This is a genomic window from Hyphomonas atlantica corrig. (assembly GCF_017795365.1).
GTDB classification, from domain to species: Bacteria; Pseudomonadota; Alphaproteobacteria; order Caulobacterales; family Hyphomonadaceae; genus Hyphomonas; species Hyphomonas atlantica.
Genome location: NZ_CP051254.1, coordinates 3,052,219 through 3,071,433 on the forward strand (window position 1 = coordinate 3,052,219; position 19,215 = coordinate 3,071,433).

The following is a 19,215-nucleotide window of genomic DNA, read 5'->3' on the forward strand; positions in this document are numbered from 1 at the left end:
AATGGGTGACGCCGTCCTGAAGGCGGGCTAAACAATTCGCCAGAACAAGGAATCCCGACTCATGGCCACTGCCCCCGTCGACAAGGACAGTCACCTCTATCTGGTAGACGCCAGCGCCTACATCTTTCGCGCCTTTCACGCTCTGCCACCGCTGACGCGGGCGAGTGACGATCTTCCCATCGGGGCGGTCAGCGGGTTCTGCAACATGTTGTTCAAACTGCTGGAAGACTTGAAAGGCGACGAACGGCCAACGCATTTCGCCTGCATATTCGACAAGTCCTCAATCACCTTCCGCAATGATCTGTACGACCAGTACAAGGCAAACCGGTCAGAGCCACCGGAAGAATTGCGTCCACAATTCCCCCTGGTCCGCCGCGCCGCCGAAGCATTCGCTGCCCACGCCATTGAGAAAGAAGGATTCGAGGCCGACGATCTGATCGCCACTTATGCCAGACAAGCCGAGGCCAAGGGCGCCCGCGTGACCATCGTCTCGTCCGACAAGGATCTGATGCAATTGGTATCTGACCAGGTCGTCATGCTGGACACGATGAAGAACAAGACGCTCGGCCGGGATGCCGTGTTTGAGAAGTTCGGTGTGGGCCCGGAAAAGGTTGTCGACATTCAGTCGCTGGCCGGCGACAGCGTCGACAATGTGCCCGGCGCGCCCGGAATTGGTGTGAAGACCGCGGCGCAATTGCTGGACACTTATGGCGATCTCGAAACCCTGCTGGAGCGGGCCGAGGAGATCAAGCAACCGAAGCGCCGCCAGACCCTGATCGACAATGCGGACCTGATCCGCATTTCGAAACAGCTTGTCACCCTGAAGGATGATGTCCCGCTGGACGTACCGCTGGAAGACCTGGCTGTGCAGGACCCGGACCCGGACACCTTGATCAGCTTCCTGGAAGAGATGGAATTTCGCACCATCACCCGCCGCGTGCGCGAAATGATGGAACTGGAAGGCGCCATTGAAACCGCTCAGCCTGCGGCAGATCCGATTGACCGGAGCAAATACATCTGCATACGGGATTTTGCTGAACTGGAAGAATGGGTCGCGCGCGCCATAAAACAGGGCTTTGTCGCCGTCGACACGGAAACCGATAGTCTCGACTCCATTGCCGCAAACCTTGTTGGAGTATCGCTCGCGCTATCCCCGAACGAAGCGTGCTACATTCCGCTGGCTCATATAGACCCGGACAATGCTGGTGATGGTGACATGTTCGGCGCAGACCCACCGCGCCAGATCAGGATGGCGGACGCGCTTCGCGCTTTGAAGCCAATGCTGGAAGACCCAAGTGTTCTGAAGATCGGGCAGAACATCAAGTATGACCTGTCCATTTTCGCCACGCACAAGATCAATGTCGCACCGATCGATGACACGATGTTGCTGTCGTACGTGCTGAATGCGGGCAAGCACAATCATGGAATGGATACTCTGTCCGAGCGCTATCTTGAGCACAAGACCATTCCGTTCAAGGAGATTGCCGGCACGGGCAAGTCCCAGAAAACGTTTGACCAGATCGCGCTGGACAAGGCGACCGAATATGCCGCCGAAGATGCCGACATCACATTGCGCCTATGGCAGGTCTTCAAGCCGCAGCTACGGACCGAGAAAGTGACGACAGTCTACGAGACTCTGGAACGACCGCTCGTACCGGTGCTGGCAAAAATGGAACAGGAAGGGATCAAGGTAGACCGCGATCACCTGTCTCGCCTGTCTTCCGACTTTTCTCAACGCATGGCCGCGCTCGAAGCAGATGCCTATGAGCAGGCCGGCCGCGAATTCAATATCGGCAGCCCGAAACAATTGGGCGAAATCCTGTTCGACGAGATGGCGCTTGAAGGCGGCAAGAAAACCAAGACTGGCGCGTGGCAAACCGACGCCGATGTGCTGGAAGGGCTCGCCGCCGAAGGTCACGCCCTGCCGCGCACCATCGTCGATTGGCGCGGATTATCGAAGTTGCGATCGACATACACAGAAGCATTGCAAGCGGCGATCAACCCAAAGACAGGTCGTGTCCACACCAGTTTTTCCATGGCCGTTGCACAGACGGGTCGCCTCTCATCTACGGATCCGAACCTGCAGAACATCCCCGTCCGCACCGAAGAAGGCCGCAAGATCCGCGAAGCTTTCATTGCCGATGAGGGAAATGTCCTGGTCAGCGCCGACTATAGCCAGATCGAACTACGTATCCTGGCGCACATAGCCGACATCGATGCTCTTAAGAATGCGTTCCGCGATGGTCTTGATATCCACGCCATGACGGCCAGTGAAATGTTTGGTGTGCCAATTGAAGGCATGGATCCGATGGTCCGCCGCCAGGCCAAGGCGATCAATTTCGGGATTATCTACGGCATTTCCGGCTTCGGCCTGGCGCGCCAACTGGGCATTCCACAGGGCGAAGCTAGCGAATACATCAAGACGTATTTCAAACGCTTCCCCGGCATCCGCGCCTATATGGACGAAACCAAGGCATTTGCCAAAGAGAATGGTTTCGTGACGACCGCCTACGGACGGAAAATCAATCTGTCCGGTATCAAGTCAAAAGGCCCTCAACGCTCCTTCGCTGAACGTCAGGCCATCAACGCACCGATTCAAGGCTCGGCCGCCGACATTATCAAACGCGCCATGATCCGCATGCCCGAAGCATTGGCCAAGGCAGGTTTGTCGGCGCGCATGCTGTTGCAGGTGCACGATGAGCTCGTCTTCGAATGCCCGGAAAAGGAGGCTGACGCGTTGATCGACACCGTCAAAGCCACGATGCAGGGCGCCGCCGGACCTGCGCTTGAATTGTCAGTGCCACTCGTCGTGGACGCGCGGGCCGCCAGCAACTGGGCCGAAGCGCACTAAAGCCTAACCAAGTTTTCACACACGCTGTGCCTGCTCTCATGTTAGCGTTCCCGGAACATGGGGGAGCTAATTATGAGACACGGCTTGTTGTCGGGATTGATCGCGGTAGGCTTGGGTAGCCCGGCGATCGCCGAGACAGATCTGTCTACGCTCAGGACACAGATTGAGCAGGCAATGGTATCTGAAGATTTGCCGACGATCTCCGCAGCATTCGGACAGGACGTCTGGATCATGCCGGAATACCAAAAAACCATGATCGGGCGCGAACACGCCGCATTGTACTACAAAACGCTGTTTGCCGGCATCGACATCACGCATTTTGACAAAGCGCTGACCGAGACCATTCCGGTGGACGCGCTGAAAATCGACATTGGCGCATTCACTCTGCACTATACGGCAGCGGACGCCACAGAAACGAAGGAAATATCCGGGCACTACGTAGATGTCTGGCAGGAAAGCGCGTCGGGAGATTATACGCTACTGGCGCAAGCCTGGAATTTTGACAGCGTGTACCCGGAAGTACGCGAAACCAAGATGTTTGATAAGCTGCCAGGCGTCCATTTGGCCTTTACGCCATCGGTGCCCATCGATACGGGCGTAGCATTCGATCATCTTGCCGTCGACCTATACAACGACGCTGCGATGATAAGACAACAACCCGACCTTCTCCACTACGTTTACGCCGAAGACGCCGTAATGTATCCACATGACAGCGAACCGGAAGTGGGCCGGGAAGCGATAAAAGACTTTTTGGAAGGCTATACGTCTGGCTGGCCCAGTTTTGACTTCATAAAAGCAGCCTCTCACAGGATTGAAGGTACCTCGCCTTATGTCTTGTCTCTGATTTCCTACAACCTTCGCTGGGATTCACTGGACAATTCCGGCGTATCCATCGGCAAGGGCATACGTATCATGAAGCGAAACAAGGATGGGTCGTTGCGGACTTACCGCATAATCTCAATGCATGACCAGTAAGACTGCGAAGCCGTCCCGGCGCGGGTGAGCGACCAGGACGGCTACCAGGCTAAACTTCCGTCAGGATATCCGAATACGGAAGGCGAGATTTCGGAAGGGACGCGTTATAGTCCTGCTCCGGGTCATGATAGCCGAGCGGCACGACGAACAGGGCGGAATAGCCTTTCTCGCGCAGGCCGAACTCGGCATCCAGAACCGGTATCTCGATCCCTTCCATCGGCGTTGCGTCCATACCCAGCGCTGCAGCGCCCAACAGGAATTGTCCTAGGTTGAGATAGACCTGCTTGTCCATCCAGTGCTGGACATCCTTGAAGTCCTGCTTGTGCAGATTCACGAACAGGGAGCGCCCGCCATGCATGGCCGGCTTATGGGTTTCCTTGTCCGCATCGAAGCGGCCGTCTTTGTCTTCCTGCTCCAGCACGTGCTGCAGATAGTCTTCATCTACGGCCAGACGGCTGGCAAACACCACAACATGCGAGGCGTCGAGGATGGACGGGCGATTGAAAGGATACTTCTCCGTCGCCTTGGCAACGCGCGCCTTGCCCTCCTGCGTGGAGGCGATGACGAAATGCCAAGGCTGAATGTTCGTGCTGGACGGGCTGAAGCGCAGCAATTCTTTCAGCTTCTCGACCGTTTCGTCCGGAATGCGACGGTTCGGATCGTACGCCTTCGTTGTATGTCGTTTTTTTGCATAGCAGGTGATATCATGTTCCATGAGATAGTCCTTTCAAGGAGAAAATTTGGAGAAAGTTTCGGGAGGGAAGGTTCAGTTCCGAGCAGAGGTGATCTTGAAATGTCCTTCGCTGCGAACATAAAATAAACAGTCCGCCTCGGCGTTGCACACGAACACATTCGCAGCGTCCGGCGCGCCTGACACAAAACTGCCGGGCACCAGCTCATGCTTTGCATGCGCATCGCCAATCTGAACTTCGGATTTTCCAGAAATCGAGACGACCTTGATGCCTGCCTGGTCAGTGGACAGACGAACAGACTGTCCAGCACGTATCTTCACTAAAGTGCCGCGGGCGCTGGTATCTGTTTCACCTCCCCAAAGGAAAGCAACATCAGCGCCGCCACCCTGCTCGACCCAGGAGAGATCAGATGCGTCCAGCCAGACCAGGTTTGACCGGTCCAGATTTACAGGGCGCTCGCCATTGTCGAATGCGTTTTCGGTTGGTTCGACCAGATAAGGGCCTTCATCGATTTCAATATAGGCCATGTTGAACGCGCCCTGGGCCGACGTGATGTGCGCCTCTCCTGCTGGCTGCGTCCAGAAAGACCCGGCGGGCAGCCACATATCCGCCGCTCCCGGATCATCATTGTGAATTCGTCCCTCAATCACGATACCGCGGTAAGTCACGTTGTGAATATGTGGTGGGGAGGAGAAGCCTTGCTTGAACTGAACAAGGAACCCGGAAGCCCCCTCTGCCGCGCGATCTCCCCAGAGCGTTCCGGCTCTCGGGCTCGCATCACCACGGGCGGGATTGAGAGGGCCCCATTCCACGTCAGAGGTCAAAACGATTTCGGAGTGCGACGGTGTACCCTGAACCTGCTGGGCGGTGGCACATGCCCCCATCAGCGAGACGACCAACACAGCGCATCCCATTCCGGAGACGGCGTTTGTTATTGAGGGAAGTGAATTCAGAGGCATGAGTGATCCTTCCACGCGGCGGGTTCTATGGTGGCGTATGGCACGCCAGATGGGTTCAATCAGTTGACGCCCTCCGATTTATTCATACAAACTGAATGCGCAAGTACGCACAATTTTGGCCTATACGCACAGAAAGTATACTGTAAGACATGACCCGCTTCGAAAAATATGACTGTTCCGCTGGCTGCCCGGTCGAGGCGGCCCTGGAAGTGATCGGCGGAAAGTGGAAGGGCGTCACGCTCTTCCATTTGCTGGACGGCGTGAAGCGCTTCAATGAATTGCAGCGCGATGTCGGCAACGTCACCCAGCGCATGCTGACCAAGCAACTGCGCGAGCTGGAAGATGCCGGTCTCGTCCACCGTGAGGTCTATCCCGTGGTCCCGCCAAAGGTCGAATACAGCCTGACGACAAAAGGCGAAACATTGCGACCTATCCTGAATGCTCTGAAAGAATGGGGCGAAGAGCACGTATTCGCCGCGCCAGAACCAGCGACCAATATCCCTTAAATTGCCGTAATGTGAGCTCGCGGATGCCTTGATCCCTTGATTTCATTGCAATTGCGATGAAGGAGGGCTTTTGCCGTGACGCGAACCATGTTTGAACACCGTAATGTGAGACGGCCAGATCCCGCGCGCGGATATGCTGTGGCTGAGAAGGATAGACCGATGACGACTTTGGCACTGGTGGATGACGACGAAAACATCGTTGCGTCTCTGAAGATCTTTTTCGAGGCCGAAGGCTACAATGTCCGCACCTATCATGATGGTGAAGCCGCCCTGCCCGCATTGACCGAAACACCGCCAGATATCGCCATTCTGGATGTGAAGATGCCACGTATGGACGGCATGGAACTGCTGCGCCGCCTGCGCCAGACATCGGAATTGCCCGTCATATTCCTGACCTCCAAGGATGAGGAAATCGACGAGGTCATCGGCTTCAACATCGGCGCTGACGATTTTGTGCGCAAGCCCTGCTCCAATCGTCTGCTGGCCGAACGCGTGAAAGCGGTGCTGCGCCGCGCGCGCGGTGGCGTTGCAGGCACGGAAGAAGGCGACCAAAAGCCGATCGTCCGCGGGAAACTGACACTCGACCCAAACCGTCATGCCTGCACATGGGATGGCCATCCTGTTCGCCTGACGGTCACCGAATTCTTGATCCTGCAAGCCTTGGCCCAGCGCCCTGGATACGTGAAAAGCCGCGACCAACTGATGGACGCCGCCTATGACGACCAGATCTACGTCGACGACCGTACCATCGACAGCCACATCAAGCGCCTTCGCAAGAAGTTCCGCGAAGTGACCGATGAATTCGATGCGATCGAGACCCTCTATGGCGTCGGCTACCGCTATACTGAATAGACTCGGCGTTACCGAAATTTATATTGGCGGGGCGGGCGATACCCGCACGCGCCTCGTCGCGACCTTTGCTGAAACCCGGCAACGTATGTTTGCGCACGATGCACATCGCAAGGCACACTACTTCCCGCACTACGCCCCCCGCCGATGCCTGAAGTGCGCACGTCAGGCGGTCGCCGCTGGTCGCCGACTGCTAATAGTCGGCCATAGCTGGGGCGGCGACACGGCTTTGCGGGTGCTGAGGTCTCTCAACCCCGAATTTGTTGACCTGCTTGTCTGTGTGGACCCTGTTCCCAAATCGCGGCTCAATCCGCCACCGACACCGCGTAACGCCAGGCACATCATCCATGTCGATGCGCGGCCAACCCGCCCAAACCAGTCAGACAGCGTGAAAGATCTCGGCCAGTGGATCGGGGGCACACTGCACCGGCGCCTTGCAATTGCGCACACTCAAATCGTCGCCGACCTGAACCATTTTGCATTTGCGCAAATGATGGCCTCCCCGGATGACAACGGATTGTCTGCGATAGATTACATCAATCAACTTGGAGACCGTTTCAGCCGCCCCCGAACCGCCAACTCCAGTTCGGCAAGCTGATGACCAGCAATAGAAAGCCCAATCCGATCAGGAAACTCAGAGGCGAATATACGCGGCGGTTCAGGCTCAGGAATGGCAATTCTGGCGCTGACCGTTCAAAAGCTGGCAACACGCCAATAATTCCTCGCCCCAGAAACACGAGCGCAGCCGCCAGTCCCGCCAGCGCCAGCGCCGCCTTGTGCAAGAACAGCAATTCCGTAGCGAACACATGTCCGCCGAGCAGACCCGCCAGCGCTGCCGCCGCAAACAAACAAAACGCAACGCCCGCACAAGACAGCGAAGACGGCATTTTCGTGATGCCTCTACGCCCAACAACAGCGCGCGCCAGCGCCTGTTCATTTGCGCAGGGAAAACTGCTGCCCAGCGCCCACAGAAGATGCAACACTCCCAGCGCGACCAGGATTGAAACAAGGATCAAAGATGTGATGGGCGCAAACATGTCTACACTCCCGAGGCTTGGCGACACTTCTAAAATGCGTCGACCACTTGCCGTTCCCTCCATCATTCAATAGCCAGACTTCAGATTAGCACAAGCAATAGGATAACTTCATGGCAGACCCGGAAAACACCCTGCTTCTCGAAACCTCAAAAGGATCGGTGAAGATTGAGCTTCGCCCAGACCTGGCCCCCGGTCACGTCGAGCGCATCAAGGAACTGGCGCGCGAAGGTTTCTATGACGGCATCATCTTCCACCGCGTTATTGACGGCTTCATGGCACAGGTCGGTTGCCCACAAGGCACGGGCATGGGCGGATCGTCCAAACCGGACCTGAAAGCCGAATTCAACGCAGAGCCACACGTCCGGGGAACATGCTCCATGGCGCGCACATCTGCGCCCCATTCGGCCAACAGCCAGTTCTTTATCTGCTTTGACGACGCCCGGTTCCTCGACCGCCAATATACTGTCTGGGGTCAGGTAACCGAAGGCATGGATGTCGTTGATCAACTGGCCAAGGGCGAGCCACCGCGCAATCCCGACCAGATCGTCAGCATGAAAGTCGCTGCGGACGCCTGATCGAAGGCACGCAGTCAGGCAGGCCAGGATGGCGAACGGTAAAGTCAGTCGTAAAGCGATCGCGCGGCATGGATCGAAAGTATTCGGTTCGCGCATCGCCCGGCTGATCTTTGCGTCCAACCTGGCCGGCCTTGCCATCCTCATCATCGGCGCGATGGTTCTGAATGAAATGCGCGCCGGTTTTGTCGTCTCCAAGAAGCAGGATCTTGTCGCGCAGGCGCAAATCTTCACGAGTCTTCTGGGCGACGATGCCACAACACCTGCGCCCCTGTTGGACGTCGAAGCTGCCCGGCAGACTATTGTCCGGCTGAACCTGCCTGAACGAGTTCGCGCCCGCATCTATACGCCGGACGGCGAATTGGTTGGCGACAGCTTCTATCTCTCTGAACGCGTAGATATCGACGCCCTGCCCCCGTTGCAGGAACCAAGCGATTTTGCCCGGCTCGGCGCGAGCCTCTCGGAATGGGCAAGTGACACGCTCGGCCCGATCATGCCACGGCGCAGCTCCGAAGCGTTGGTTGCCCAGAGCTTTGAAGAGGAATTCGAGATTGCCGTCCGCGGACAAGAAGCCGCCAGCCAGCGTTTTTCGGATCGTGGTCAGCGCATCATCTCGGTCTCAATGCCGATCCAGCGAGTGTCCGCCGTTGTCGGTGTACTGACGCTGGAATCAAATGATATCGACGAAATCATACGGTCTGAACGCGCCGCCCTTATCCCGTTCATTGGCGTAGCCGTACTCGTCGCGTTTATCACATCCGTTCTTTTGACGCTCGGAATCGCGCGCCCCTTGCGCCGGCTTTCAGTGGCGGCTGACCGTATCAAGGCCGGAACATCTGACAGTATCGACATCCCGGCGCTCAACAGTCGCAAAGACGAAATCGGCAATCTCGCCGAGTCCATGCAAAGCATGACCGAAGCGCTCCTGGAACGCATTCAGGCCAACGAACAATTCGCAGCGGACGTGGCGCACGAACTGAAGAATCCTCTCACTTCTATCCGGTCCGCTGTTGAAACAGCCGAACGGGTTCAGGACGATCCTGTCGCTCTGGAACGGCTCCGCCAAGTGATTGCACAAGACGTGAAGCGTCTTGACCGTCTGATTACAGACATTTCAAACGCGTCCCGCCTCGAAGCTGAAATGACGCGCGTACCGACCGAGCAAATGGATATTGCCGGTTTCGTTCACGACGTCGTGCAGACTTATGAGGGGCTCAGCCGGGATGATCGGTCGGTCCATGTCGAATTCCGTGACGATACGATGGGGGCGCGGCTTCTCGTGCGCGGTCGCGATGGCCCACTGGGCCAGGTCGTCCGAAACCTGATCGACAATGCGCGTTCATTCTCTCCAGAAGGCGGCGAAGTGTTCGTCATCGTCGACCAGAGCAATGATGGGCCACAAACCATCGCCCGCATCATGGTTGAGGACAGCGGCCCAGGCATTCCGGAAGACAAGCTCGAAAAGATTTTCAGTCGCTTCTATACGGACCGCCCCGCCGGAACCGCGTTCGGCAACAATTCCGGACTGGGACTCTCCATTGTGCAGCAGATCGTTACGACGCATCGCGGGAAAGTCTGGGCCGAAAACCGCGCCGAGGGCGGCGCGCGTTTCGTGGTCGACCTTCCCGCAATCTAGCCCCTAGCGATTTTGACGGTTCTCGATCAGGTCATCGACCACTTCGGGTTCAGCCAGCGTAGATGTATCCCCAAGGTTCGAATACTCATTCTCGGCAATCTTGCGCAGGATGCGTCGCATGATCTTGCCGGAGCGCGTCTTCGGCAGACCCGGAGCAATCTGAATCAAATCCGGGCTCGCAATCGGGCCAATCTCTTGGCGCACATGCTGAATCAGATTTTTTACCAGCGCGTCGTCGACATCAACTCCCTGGCGCAGGGTGACATAGGCATAAATGCCCTGTCCCTTCACATCATGGGGGTAGCCTACAACAGCAGCTTCCGCGACCGCATCATGACTGACGAGCGCGCTTTCGACTTCAGCAGTCCCCATCCGGTGACCTGACACATTGATCACATCATCCACGCGTCCGGTGATCCAGTAAAATCCATCCTCATCCCGACGACAGCCATCGCCCGTGAAATAGGTTCCGGGATAAGCGGTAAAGTATGTATCGATGAAGCGCTGATGATCCCCATAAACAGTGCGCATTTGCCCTGGCCAACTGTCCGTGATCAGCAGATTTCCATCAGCCGCCCCCTGCAGCTCGGTTCCGTCCGCATCGACCAGAACAGGCTTGATACCGAAGAATGGGTGGCTGCCGGCTCCCGGCTTCATATCCGTTGTGCCCGGCAAGGGGACAATCATCGTACCGCCGGTCTCGGTCTGCCACCACGTATCCACGATGGGGCATCGCTGCTCACCGACAACATGAAAGTACCATTCCCAGGCTTCGGGGTTGATCGGCTCGCCGACGGTCCCCAACAATCGGATGGATTTGCGTGACGTCTTGTTGACCGGCTCCTCGCCTTCTCGCATCAGCGCGCGGATAGCAGTCGGCGCGGTGTAAAAGATCGTAACGTTCTGTTCGTCACACACCTGCCAGAAACGTGACGCGTCGGGATAGGTCGGCACGCCTTCGAAGACGAGGCTGGTCGCGCCATTCGCAAGCGGTCCGTACACGATATAGGTATGACCCGTCACCCAACCGACATCGGCCGAGCACCAGAATACGTCATCCTCTTTCAGATCAAAGACATATTCGTGCGTCATCGATGCCCAGACCAGGTACCCACCGGTCGTGTGCAACACGCCCTTGGGCTTTCCAGTGGACCCCGACGTGTAAAGAATGAATAGCGGGTCTTCGGCGTTCATTGGCTCTGGCGGGCAATCCGAAGAAATGCCTTCCGCGGCCTCGTGCAGCCAATGATCGCGGCCTTCTTTCACGCCGACGTTTGCGCCCGTGCGCTTGACCACCAACATCTTCTCGACCATGCCGCCTGCAATCTCTGCAGCCTTGTCCGCGTTGACCTTCAGCGGCACTTTCCGGCCGCCGCGCACGCCCTCATCTGCGGTGATCAGGAACTTTGATTCACAATCCGTGATCCGCCCGGCCAAGGCTTCCGGGCTAAAGCCACCAAAGACAACGGAGTGGACCGCCCCGATGCGCGCGCAAGCGAGCATGGCGTATGTCGCCTCCAGGATCATGGGCATGTAGATCGTGACCCGGTCGCCCTTCTGCACGCCCAGCTTCTTGAGCACATTGGCGAACTTGCACACCGCCGTGTGAAGCTGGCGGTAGGTCATCTTGTGCGTCATGCCGGGCTCATCCCCCTCCCAGATGAGCGCAACCTTATCCCCGCGAGTTTCAAGGTGCCGGTCCAGGCAATTGGCAGACACATTCAGAACGCCATCCGAATACCACTTCACGTGCAAATCGCCCGTCTCCCACGAGACATCCTTCACGACCGTATAGGGTTTGATCCAGTCGAGCCGCTTGCCATGCTCGTCCCAGAATGCTTCCGGGGCCGCGATCGATGCCTCATACATCTCGCGATACTTGCCCGGAGTCAGGTTTGCCTTGGCTGCAAACTCTGCAGGTACCGGATAGGTTTTCGCTGTTTCGGTCATGAACGCCTCGTGGTCTGTTGTTTCCTGCATACGCTTATTGCCGCGATGATGCGCCCCCTCGCATCAACGTCAACATCCAGATTCGGGAAAACCCGGGGACTTTCCAAAATTTCAGCTTGGTCAGCTCGGCATCTGGGCCGCGTCTCCCGCGCCATGTGGCCTGCGAGTCCCCGGCACGCGGATGTCCTCGACCAGATCTTGAACCTCCTGTGGAGGCGCTGGTGTAAACAGAGCGACGACGACGCCCACGATCAGCGAAACAAACATGAACAGGAAGCCGATCCCTTCAGGCGACACGCCGAACCACCAATTTACAGGATCCGTGTCCACGAACTTGAAATGATAGATATAGCTGAACGTGGAGACGAGCCCGGTGAGCATGGAGGCGATTGCCCCTTCCCGGTTCATGCGCTTCCAGAAGATTCCCAGCACGATAACGGGAAACAGCGATGCAGCCGCCAGCCCGAAGGCGAAAGCCACAACCTGCGCAACAAAGCCGAGCTTGGCAGTGTTCATCCCCATGATTCCGGCCAGGATGACTGCACCCGCCGCCGATGCCCTGGCGACCCGCAACTCATCCTTGTCGGACATGCTGGTGAAGAAGGTCCGCCGACACAGATCATGCGAGATGGATGACGAAATCACCATTAACAGACCTGCCGCGGTAGACAGCGCTGCCGCCAAACCACCCGCCACAACCAGGCCAATCACCCAGTCCGGAAGATTGGCGATGGACGGATTGGCCATCACGAAGATGTCGCGATCCAGTTTCGTCACTTCGTTCTCGTCACCCGCTCGATACTGGATGACGCCGTCGCCATTCTTGTCCTCAACACCGAGCAAACCGGTTCTTTCCCAATCCTTGAACCATTCGGGAATTGGTTTTCCGCCTTCCGCAACGATCTCCGCAGCTTCGGCGACATAATCTGCATCGTCCGCGACATAGGTCGACTCGTTGACGGTATCGATGAAGTTCAGTCGCGCGAAAGAAGCCACCGCTGGCGCCGTTGTATAAAGCAGGGCAATGAAGACCAGCGCCCACCCCGCAGACACGCGCGCAGCGCGAGGACTGGAAACGGTGAAGAAGCGTATGATGACATGCGGCAGCCCCGCCGTTCCGAACATCAGCGCGCCTGTGATGGCGAACATGTCGATCATCGTTTTGTTGGTTTGCGTGTATTCCTGAAACCCAAGGTCCTGAACCACCGTGTTCAACTTCTCCAGCATGGCCACATCTTCCCCACGCACGTTCGAAATGAACCCCAATTGCGGCACGGGATTTCCGGTGATGATGAGAGAGATGAAGATCGCCGGAACGGTATAGGCGAAGATCATCACACAGTATTGCGCCACTTGTGTGTAGGTGATGCCCTTCATCCCACCGAGCACGGCATAGACGAACACGATCGCCATCCCCACCATGATGCCAGTGTTGAACTCAACGCCGAGGAAGCCGGAGAACGCCACCCCCACCCCCTTCATCTGACCGGCGATATAGGTAAACGACACGAAAAGCGCGCAGATCACAGCGATCAGACGCGCCGCGGTCGAGTAATAGCGGTCACCTACGAAATCCGGCACGGTGAACTTGCCGAACTCCCTCAGGAATGGCGCAAGCAACAGGGCGAGCAGGACGAACCCGCCGGTCCACCCCATCAGGTAGACTGAGCCGCCATACCCCAGGAATGCGATCAGTCCCGCCATCGACAAGAAGGACGCGGCGGACATCCAGTCTGCCGCCGTTGCCATTCCATTCACGGTCGGATGCACATCATGGCCGGCGACATAGAAATCATTCGTTGATCCCGCCCGTGCCCACAAGGCGATGGCGATATAGGTGCCGAAAGTGCCGACCACCCAGAAGTACGTCCAGAAATCCAGCCCCACCGTTTATGCCCCCACGCCGTACTTCTTTTCGAGGCGGTTCATTGCGCGGCAATAATAGAAGATGAGCACGACGAAGACATAGATTGCCCCATTTTGCGCGAACCAAAAGCCGAGCGGCGCGCCGCCAATCGAGAAATTGTCGAGCAGATCGCGAAACAGGATGCCAGCCCCGTACGAGACGGCGAACCAGATCACGAGCAGGCTGAGGGTCAGGCGGACCACAGCACGCCAATACCTTTTCTTGTCGACCTCTGTCGGCAATTGAGACATGGATTTTCCTCCCTGGCCGTCTGCGCAGCCCTTGTTACAAACAAGCTGCACGAATGCTGTGAATTGATAAAGGGATTTTCGGAAACCGCGCTAAAGGCAACGTTGAAACCTGCCTCCTTGCCGCACATGCCGCTGAAGCCTTGCCATTACTGGCCTTATGGGCTATCCGCGCGCCTTCAGAAACGGCGGCGCAAGGCCGTGCGTGTCAGCTTCTTACCTCATCAACGGAAAATGAGAGGCGGAGTCGAGGGCGAAAGGAAAACCCATGTCCAAATCAAACATCACCTTTAACGTCGAATTGCGCGAGCGCACCGGCACAGGCGGTTCCCGCGCAGCGCGCCGCGAAGGCCTCGTCCCAGGCGTTCTCTATGGCGGCGGCGAAGATCCGGTTGCGATCTCCCTGAAACGCAACGAAGTGCTGAAAGCCATCGAAACGGGCCATTTCCTGTCCTCGACCGCAACGCTCGTCCACAAAGGCGAAAAGCAACTCGTTATCCCGCAAGCCATCCAGATGCACCCGGTTTCCGACCAGCCGATGCATGTTGACCTGTTCCGCGTCAGCCGCGACCAGAAGATCAAGGTGGAAGTCCAGGTTCACTTCGTAGGCGAGGAAGTCTCTCCAGGCCTCAAAAAAGGTGGCACACTCAACGTTGTGCGCCACACCGTCGAACTGCTCGTACCTGCCGGCAACATTCCGGAGTCGCTGGAAGCTGACGTTTCCGCGCTCGAAATCGGCGACAACGTCAAGATCTCCGACATCAACCTGCCGGGCGATGCGGAACCGACCATCACCGACCGTGACTTCACCATCGCGACCATTGCTGGCCGCACAGCAGCCGCAGCAACCACCGACGAAGAAGGTGATGAGGCAGACGGTGAAGCTGCCGAAGCCAGCGAAGAGTCTGAAGACTGATCCAGGCGATTTGGTCCCGTGTGTCCGGCCTTCTGGGGCTGGGCACACAGCCAGACCCTGCTAATTCGGAAGAGGGAGGCCCCATCGTGCTCATTCTTTCCGGTCAGGGAAATCCAGGCGAAAAGTATGCGAAGAACCGGCACAATGCCGGTTTTCTCGTTTTGGACGAGATCCATGCCGCCTACGGGTTCCAGCCTTGGCGCTCCAAATTTGAAAGCGAGATCGCAGAAGGCTTTGTCGGTCCGGACCGCGTAAAAACGCTGCTCGTCAAACCCCAGACCTTCTACAACGAAACCGGGCGCGCGCTCTCAAAGGTCGCCCAGTTCTACAAGCTGTCTGCGGACGACATTGTGGTTCTGCATGACGAGATCGATCTTGCCCCCGGACGCCTGCGCCTGAAGCAGGGTGGTGGTCATTCAGGAAACAACGGTATCCGGTCAATGATCGCCCATTTCGGTGAGAATTTCCGACGCGTCCGCATTGGGGTCGGGCATCCCGGCGACAAATCGCGCGTCATGCCCTACGTTCTCTCCGATTTTTCAAAAGCAGATCACGACTGGTTTGATCCACTCGTCAAAGCGATTTCCGACGCCCTCCCCTTCCTGGCAGGCGGCAATGACGAACGCTTTCAGACGGAGGTGATGCGCTTGGCGCCTGCCCCCAAAAACGACCCGAAACAACAGCGCTGAAAATCTGGCTATTCGCCGAGTTTGGCGAGGACTGCCCGTTCGGCCGCTTCTGCCATCGCTACCGCGCCGACCGTACCATGCGCCGGAACCGGGCTGCGGCCGAGGCCCAAGCAGGCTGCGTAAAAGCCTTCGTCCGCAGCGCCCAGCGGATCTGGCAGATCCGCTGCAATGTCGACGCGAACGTCATATGGCGTCGTGTTCACCAATTGGCGCGTCAGGAAGTCGATCGAAATCTCGCCTGACGGGTAGACGACATGCATCGTACGCTCACGAGCCTCGGCGGCGCGACTCGCACGCAAACGTGCAACACCGCCGCTGGCATAGGTGAACTGCGCATTCGCTTCATCGATATGTTCTGAATGGACGCGCTTGCCGCTGGCCATTACGCCAGTGAACTCATTTCCCATCATCATCGCAGCCAGATCCAGATCATGGATCATGAGGTCCCATATTACCGAAACGTCGCCCGCACGATTGTCTGGCGCTGGCGGCCCCGCCCGCACCGACTCGATCAACAGGGGTGTTTCTTCAATTGCCAACACGCCCATTGCGCGGGCGACGAAACGCTCCTGATGCCCAACCTGCAGGATGCGCCCACGTGCAGCTGCTTCATCAGCGAGATCACGCGCGGCTTTCCCGGTCAAAGCCAGCGGCTTTTCAACGAGTACATGGCAATAGGCCTCAATCGCCTGGCGCGCTAGCTTCTCATGCCAGACAGCTGGAACGGCGATCACGATCGCATCGCAATCCTCGAGGAACTTCTCGTAATCGTCATAGCCCTTGGCCCCAAACTGACCGGCAATACGCGAAGCTCGCTCCAGATCGATATCGAACACGCCGACAAGCTCCGTGCGAACTGAAGCAGCCGCTTTCTGCGCGTGATAGTTGCCGAATACTCCAGCGCCAGCGACGCCTACTTTCAATGTGGTCATAACAGAAGGGCCCTCATACCCGTCCCTTAAGACACTGCATCCCGCCAAGTCGCAAGCCTTCGGTTCAGACGGAGCAGACACAGAGAATTACAGATTCTTTCGCCTCGCCCCCTTCACACGCAAGAGGGGCCGGTCCACTTACGCCTCTACAAAACACAGGAAGGAAACATCATGACAGCCCTCACATCGACGGAATGGTCCCTCGCCGCACGGCCGGTTGGCATGCCAAAAATGTCGGACTTTCAGAAAACCACTATTGATGTCGCCCCTCCCGGCGCCGGTGAAATTCAAGTGAAGAATGAGTGGATGTCCGTCGACCCCTACATGCGCGGACGGATGTATGATCGCGAAAGCTATGTGCCTCCCTTCCAGATTGGCGAGACCATGCAGGGCGGCGCGGTTGGACGCGTCACCATCTCAAACCATCCGGACTACAAGGAAGGCGATCTGGTCTCCTCGATGGCAGGCTGGCGGACTGCATGGGTTGCGAAGCCGGAAATGGTGATGGCGCAAAAGCTGCCGGATGTCGGCCTTCCGGAAAGTGCGTTCCTTGGCGTAGCCGGCATGCCGGGCCTTACGGCCTATGCAGGCATCCTTCGAATCGCAGAACTCAAAGAGGGCGACACGGTCTTCGTATCTGGTGCAGCCGGTGCTGTCGGATCAACTGTTGTCCAGATCGCCAAGATCAAGAATTGCACCGTCATCGGTTCAGCGGGCGGTGCGGAAAAAAGCGAGTTCGTGAAATCTCTCGGCGCTGATCACGTGATCGACTACAAAGCCGCCGGTGGCTATGAGGGCCTCGTGAAGGCGTTGAAAGACGCAGCCCCAAAAGGCATCGATGTCTACTTCGATAATGTGGGCGGAGATCATCTGACAGCCGCGATCGAGTGCGCACGGCCAATGGCGCGCTTCGCCGAATGCGGCATGATTGCCCAGTACAACGATACCGGCACGCCCGTGGGCCCGCACAACATCATCCAAGTGGTTGGCAAACAGCTTAAGATTCAAGGCTTCATCGTATCGAGCCACGCAGATATGCAGCCCGCTTTCTTTGAAGACATGGCGAAGTGGATCTCGTCCGGCCAGATGAAATTCGAAGAGACTGTAAAGGAAGGGATCGACAAGGCGCCTGAGGCGTTTCTCGGTCTGTTCGAAGGTGCCAATACCGGCAAGATGCTGGTCAAGCTGGGGTAGTTATGTCGCGTCTGTTTGATGCCTACATCATGGTGGACTGGAGCGCCGCGTCAAAACCTGTGACGGGGAAAAACTCCATATGGATCGGAATCCTGGCTAAGGATGCCCGGCTGAAGTTCCAGTATCAGTCTGCCAACATTGATACGCGCCTGAAAGCGCGGACCTTTCTGGAAGGCATCATTGCCAAGCTGACAGGGCGCGGAGATCGCGTCCTGATCGGCTTCGATTTCTCACTTGGTTACCCTGCAGGCACAGCGTCGGCGCTCGGTCTGGACGTGTCCGACCAAAAGCCCTGGCAAGCCATGCACGCCCACCTGGCGTCGAAAATGAAAGACAAGCCGGACAATTCAAATCCGCGCTATGCCATCGCTGCAGGCATGAACTACGCCATTTCCAAGGGCCCCTATCCGTTCTGGGGGGCGCCAGCGAGGGATGTCGTTTCCACGCTGTCCGGCACGAAGCCAGACTTCGACGGCCAGCCTTTGCCAGAGTACCGGTTCGTTGAGACGCATCTGCGCGACGCCAAACTCGGCCAACCCAAATCAGTCTGGCAACTCGCCTATACGGGCAGCGTCGGCAGCCAGTCGCTTACCGGTATTCCGCACGTACATGCACTTCGTCAGGCACTGCCGGAGTCTCGTATCTGGCCTTTCGAGTTCGAAGATGGCGAAATGACTGAGGAAACGCTGGAGGGCGTAAAAATCGTTTTCGCCGAAATTTACCCATCGCTGGTTCCCCTTAAGGCTGAAAATGGTGAGGCACCCGACGCCGCTCAGGTACGCCAGATTGCCCACCATTATTCGGACCTGGATGGAAAAGGTGTTCTGGGAAGGCGAATTTCCACAAATAACTCCCTTGATGAGGGAAAAATTTCGCAAATTCAGGCAGAAGAGGGCTGGATTCTTGGCGCATAGCCCGTCTTTATTGGGGTTTCGACATATTCACGCCTTACGAATCGTGGGTAAGTCGCTGCAACGGCGGGGGATCGCCGTTTAACATTAGAGGAGAACCCCTATGAACAAGGGCGAACTTACAAAGGCTGTCGCAGCTGAATCCGGTCTGTCGCAGAGCGACGCTGGCAAAGCCGTAGACGCTGTTTTCGACGCAATTGCTGGCGCCGTGAAAGACCGTCAGCAAGTGGCCATCGCAGGCTTCGGCACATTCTCGGCGAAAACCCGGAATGCTCGCACAGGCCGCAACCCAGCCACAGGCGAAGAAATCAAGATCCCGGAAAAGACATCGGCTGCTTTCAAGCCGGCTTCGGCTCTGAAAGACCTCTAGGGTTCCTCGGGGCCTTCCAGCC

Annotated in this window: 19 protein-coding genes; 12 read left to right on the forward strand and 7 right to left on the reverse strand. The window is 57.3% G+C overall.

Annotation, left to right across the window (positions count from 1 at the left end; all coding sequences use genetic code 11):
* Positions 1 to 61: 61 nt before the first annotated feature.
* A complete protein-coding gene (gene polA, locus HF931_RS14635; RefSeq protein WP_273240719.1) occupies positions 62 to 2,851 on the forward strand; it encodes a DNA polymerase I in 2,790 nt (929 codons plus the stop codon).
* Positions 2,852 to 2,923: 72 nt separating this feature from the next.
* The gene (locus HF931_RS14640) at positions 2,924 to 3,826 is read left to right on the forward strand and encodes a Cif family virulence factor (protein ID WP_273240721.1); all 903 of its coding nucleotides are present in this window, start codon (positions 2,924 to 2,926) and stop codon (positions 3,824 to 3,826) included.
* Between the two features lie 49 nt (positions 3,827 to 3,875).
* Here HF931_RS14640 and nfsB read toward each other — a convergent pair whose 3' ends face one another.
* Entirely contained in the window at positions 3,876 to 4,541 is a 666-nt protein-coding gene (gene nfsB, locus HF931_RS14645; protein WP_273240723.1) for an oxygen-insensitive NAD(P)H nitroreductase, read from the reverse strand.
* Between the two features lie 51 nt (positions 4,542 to 4,592).
* The gene (locus tag HF931_RS14650; protein WP_273240724.1) at positions 4,593 to 5,477 is read right to left on the reverse strand and encodes a DUF4437 domain-containing protein; all 885 of its coding nucleotides are present in this window, start codon (positions 5,475 to 5,477) and stop codon (positions 4,593 to 4,595) included.
* Positions 5,478 to 5,626: 149 nt separating this feature from the next.
* Between HF931_RS14650 and HF931_RS14655 the strand changes: the two genes are divergently transcribed.
* The 3 genes from HF931_RS14655 to HF931_RS14665 all read left to right on the forward strand — a co-directional run bounded on the left by HF931_RS14655 (position 5,627) and on the right by HF931_RS14665 (position 7,430).
* On the forward strand, positions 5,627 to 5,983 hold the full coding sequence (locus tag HF931_RS14655; protein ID WP_035549502.1) for a winged helix-turn-helix transcriptional regulator: 357 nt from the start codon (positions 5,627 to 5,629) through the stop codon (positions 5,981 to 5,983).
* Between the two features lie 159 nt (positions 5,984 to 6,142).
* Positions 6,143 to 6,835, forward strand: a complete 693-nt coding sequence (locus tag HF931_RS14660) for a response regulator transcription factor (RefSeq protein ID WP_035549500.1) — start codon at positions 6,143 to 6,145, stop codon at positions 6,833 to 6,835.
* The gene (locus tag HF931_RS14665; RefSeq protein WP_273240726.1) at positions 6,807 to 7,430 is read left to right on the forward strand and encodes a hypothetical protein; all 624 of its coding nucleotides are present in this window, start codon (positions 6,807 to 6,809) and stop codon (positions 7,428 to 7,430) included. The genes HF931_RS14660 and HF931_RS14665 overlap by 29 nt, the downstream gene beginning before the upstream one ends.
* On the opposite strand, the gene HF931_RS14670 is transcribed toward HF931_RS14665, so the two are convergent.
* Positions 7,390 to 7,869: a DUF3995 domain-containing protein gene (locus HF931_RS14670; RefSeq protein WP_273013299.1), complete on the reverse strand. Its 480-nt coding sequence runs from the start codon at positions 7,867 to 7,869 to the stop codon at positions 7,390 to 7,392. The genes HF931_RS14665 and HF931_RS14670 overlap by 41 nt on opposite strands.
* A gap of 110 nt (positions 7,870 to 7,979) precedes the next feature.
* Between HF931_RS14670 and HF931_RS14675 the strand changes: the two genes are divergently transcribed.
* Positions 7,980 to 8,444, forward strand: a complete 465-nt coding sequence (locus HF931_RS14675; RefSeq protein WP_035549491.1) for a peptidylprolyl isomerase — start codon at positions 7,980 to 7,982, stop codon at positions 8,442 to 8,444.
* Positions 8,445 to 8,472: 28 nt separating this feature from the next.
* Positions 8,473 to 10,077, forward strand: coding sequence for a stimulus-sensing domain-containing protein (locus HF931_RS14680; protein ID WP_273240729.1), 1,605 nt, complete (start codon positions 8,473 to 8,475; stop codon positions 10,075 to 10,077).
* 3 nt (positions 10,078 to 10,080) lie between these two features.
* On the opposite strand, the gene acs is transcribed toward HF931_RS14680, so the two are convergent.
* From acs to HF931_RS14695, 3 genes are all read right to left on the reverse strand, one after another.
* Positions 10,081 to 12,027 carry an acetate--CoA ligase gene (gene acs / locus HF931_RS14685; RefSeq protein WP_273240731.1) on the reverse strand — a complete coding sequence of 649 codons (1,947 nt, stop codon included), beginning with the start codon at positions 12,025 to 12,027 and terminating at the stop codon, positions 10,081 to 10,083.
* Positions 12,028 to 12,147: 120 nt separating this feature from the next.
* On the reverse strand, positions 12,148 to 13,914 hold the full coding sequence (locus HF931_RS14690) for a sodium:solute symporter family protein (RefSeq protein WP_273240733.1): 1,767 nt from the start codon (positions 13,912 to 13,914) through the stop codon (positions 12,148 to 12,150).
* A 3-nt stretch (positions 13,915 to 13,917) separates the two neighbouring features.
* Positions 13,918 to 14,184, reverse strand: a complete 267-nt coding sequence (locus HF931_RS14695; RefSeq protein ID WP_273013290.1) for a DUF4212 domain-containing protein — start codon at positions 14,182 to 14,184, stop codon at positions 13,918 to 13,920.
* A 265-nt stretch (positions 14,185 to 14,449) separates the two neighbouring features.
* Here HF931_RS14695 and HF931_RS14700 point away from each other — a divergent pair, with 265 nt between their 5' ends.
* Positions 14,450 to 15,097, forward strand: coding sequence for a 50S ribosomal protein L25/general stress protein Ctc (locus HF931_RS14700; RefSeq protein ID WP_273240735.1), 648 nt, complete (start codon positions 14,450 to 14,452; stop codon positions 15,095 to 15,097).
* Positions 15,098 to 15,183: 86 nt separating this feature from the next.
* The gene (pth, locus tag HF931_RS14705; protein ID WP_035549583.1) at positions 15,184 to 15,786 is read left to right on the forward strand and encodes an aminoacyl-tRNA hydrolase; all 603 of its coding nucleotides are present in this window, start codon (positions 15,184 to 15,186) and stop codon (positions 15,784 to 15,786) included.
* An 8-nt stretch (positions 15,787 to 15,794) separates the two neighbouring features.
* Here pth and HF931_RS14710 read toward each other — a convergent pair whose 3' ends face one another.
* A complete protein-coding gene (locus HF931_RS14710; RefSeq protein WP_273240737.1) occupies positions 15,795 to 16,718 on the reverse strand; it encodes a Gfo/Idh/MocA family protein in 924 nt (307 codons plus the stop codon).
* Positions 16,719 to 16,889: 171 nt separating this feature from the next.
* Here HF931_RS14710 and HF931_RS14715 point away from each other — a divergent pair, with 171 nt between their 5' ends.
* The 3 genes from HF931_RS14715 to HF931_RS14725 all read left to right on the forward strand — a co-directional run bounded on the left by HF931_RS14715 (position 16,890) and on the right by HF931_RS14725 (position 19,193).
* Positions 16,890 to 17,912, forward strand: coding sequence for an NADP-dependent oxidoreductase (locus HF931_RS14715; RefSeq protein WP_273240739.1), 1,023 nt, complete (start codon positions 16,890 to 16,892; stop codon positions 17,910 to 17,912).
* 2 nt (positions 17,913 to 17,914) lie between these two features.
* Positions 17,915 to 18,826: a hypothetical protein gene (locus HF931_RS14720; RefSeq protein ID WP_273240741.1), complete on the forward strand. Its 912-nt coding sequence runs from the start codon at positions 17,915 to 17,917 to the stop codon at positions 18,824 to 18,826.
* A gap of 100 nt (positions 18,827 to 18,926) precedes the next feature.
* Positions 18,927 to 19,193 (forward strand): HU family DNA-binding protein, encoded by a 267-nt coding sequence (locus tag HF931_RS14725; RefSeq protein ID WP_027836466.1) that lies wholly within the window; start codon positions 18,927 to 18,929, stop codon positions 19,191 to 19,193.
* Positions 19,194 to 19,215: the final 22 nt, after the last annotated feature.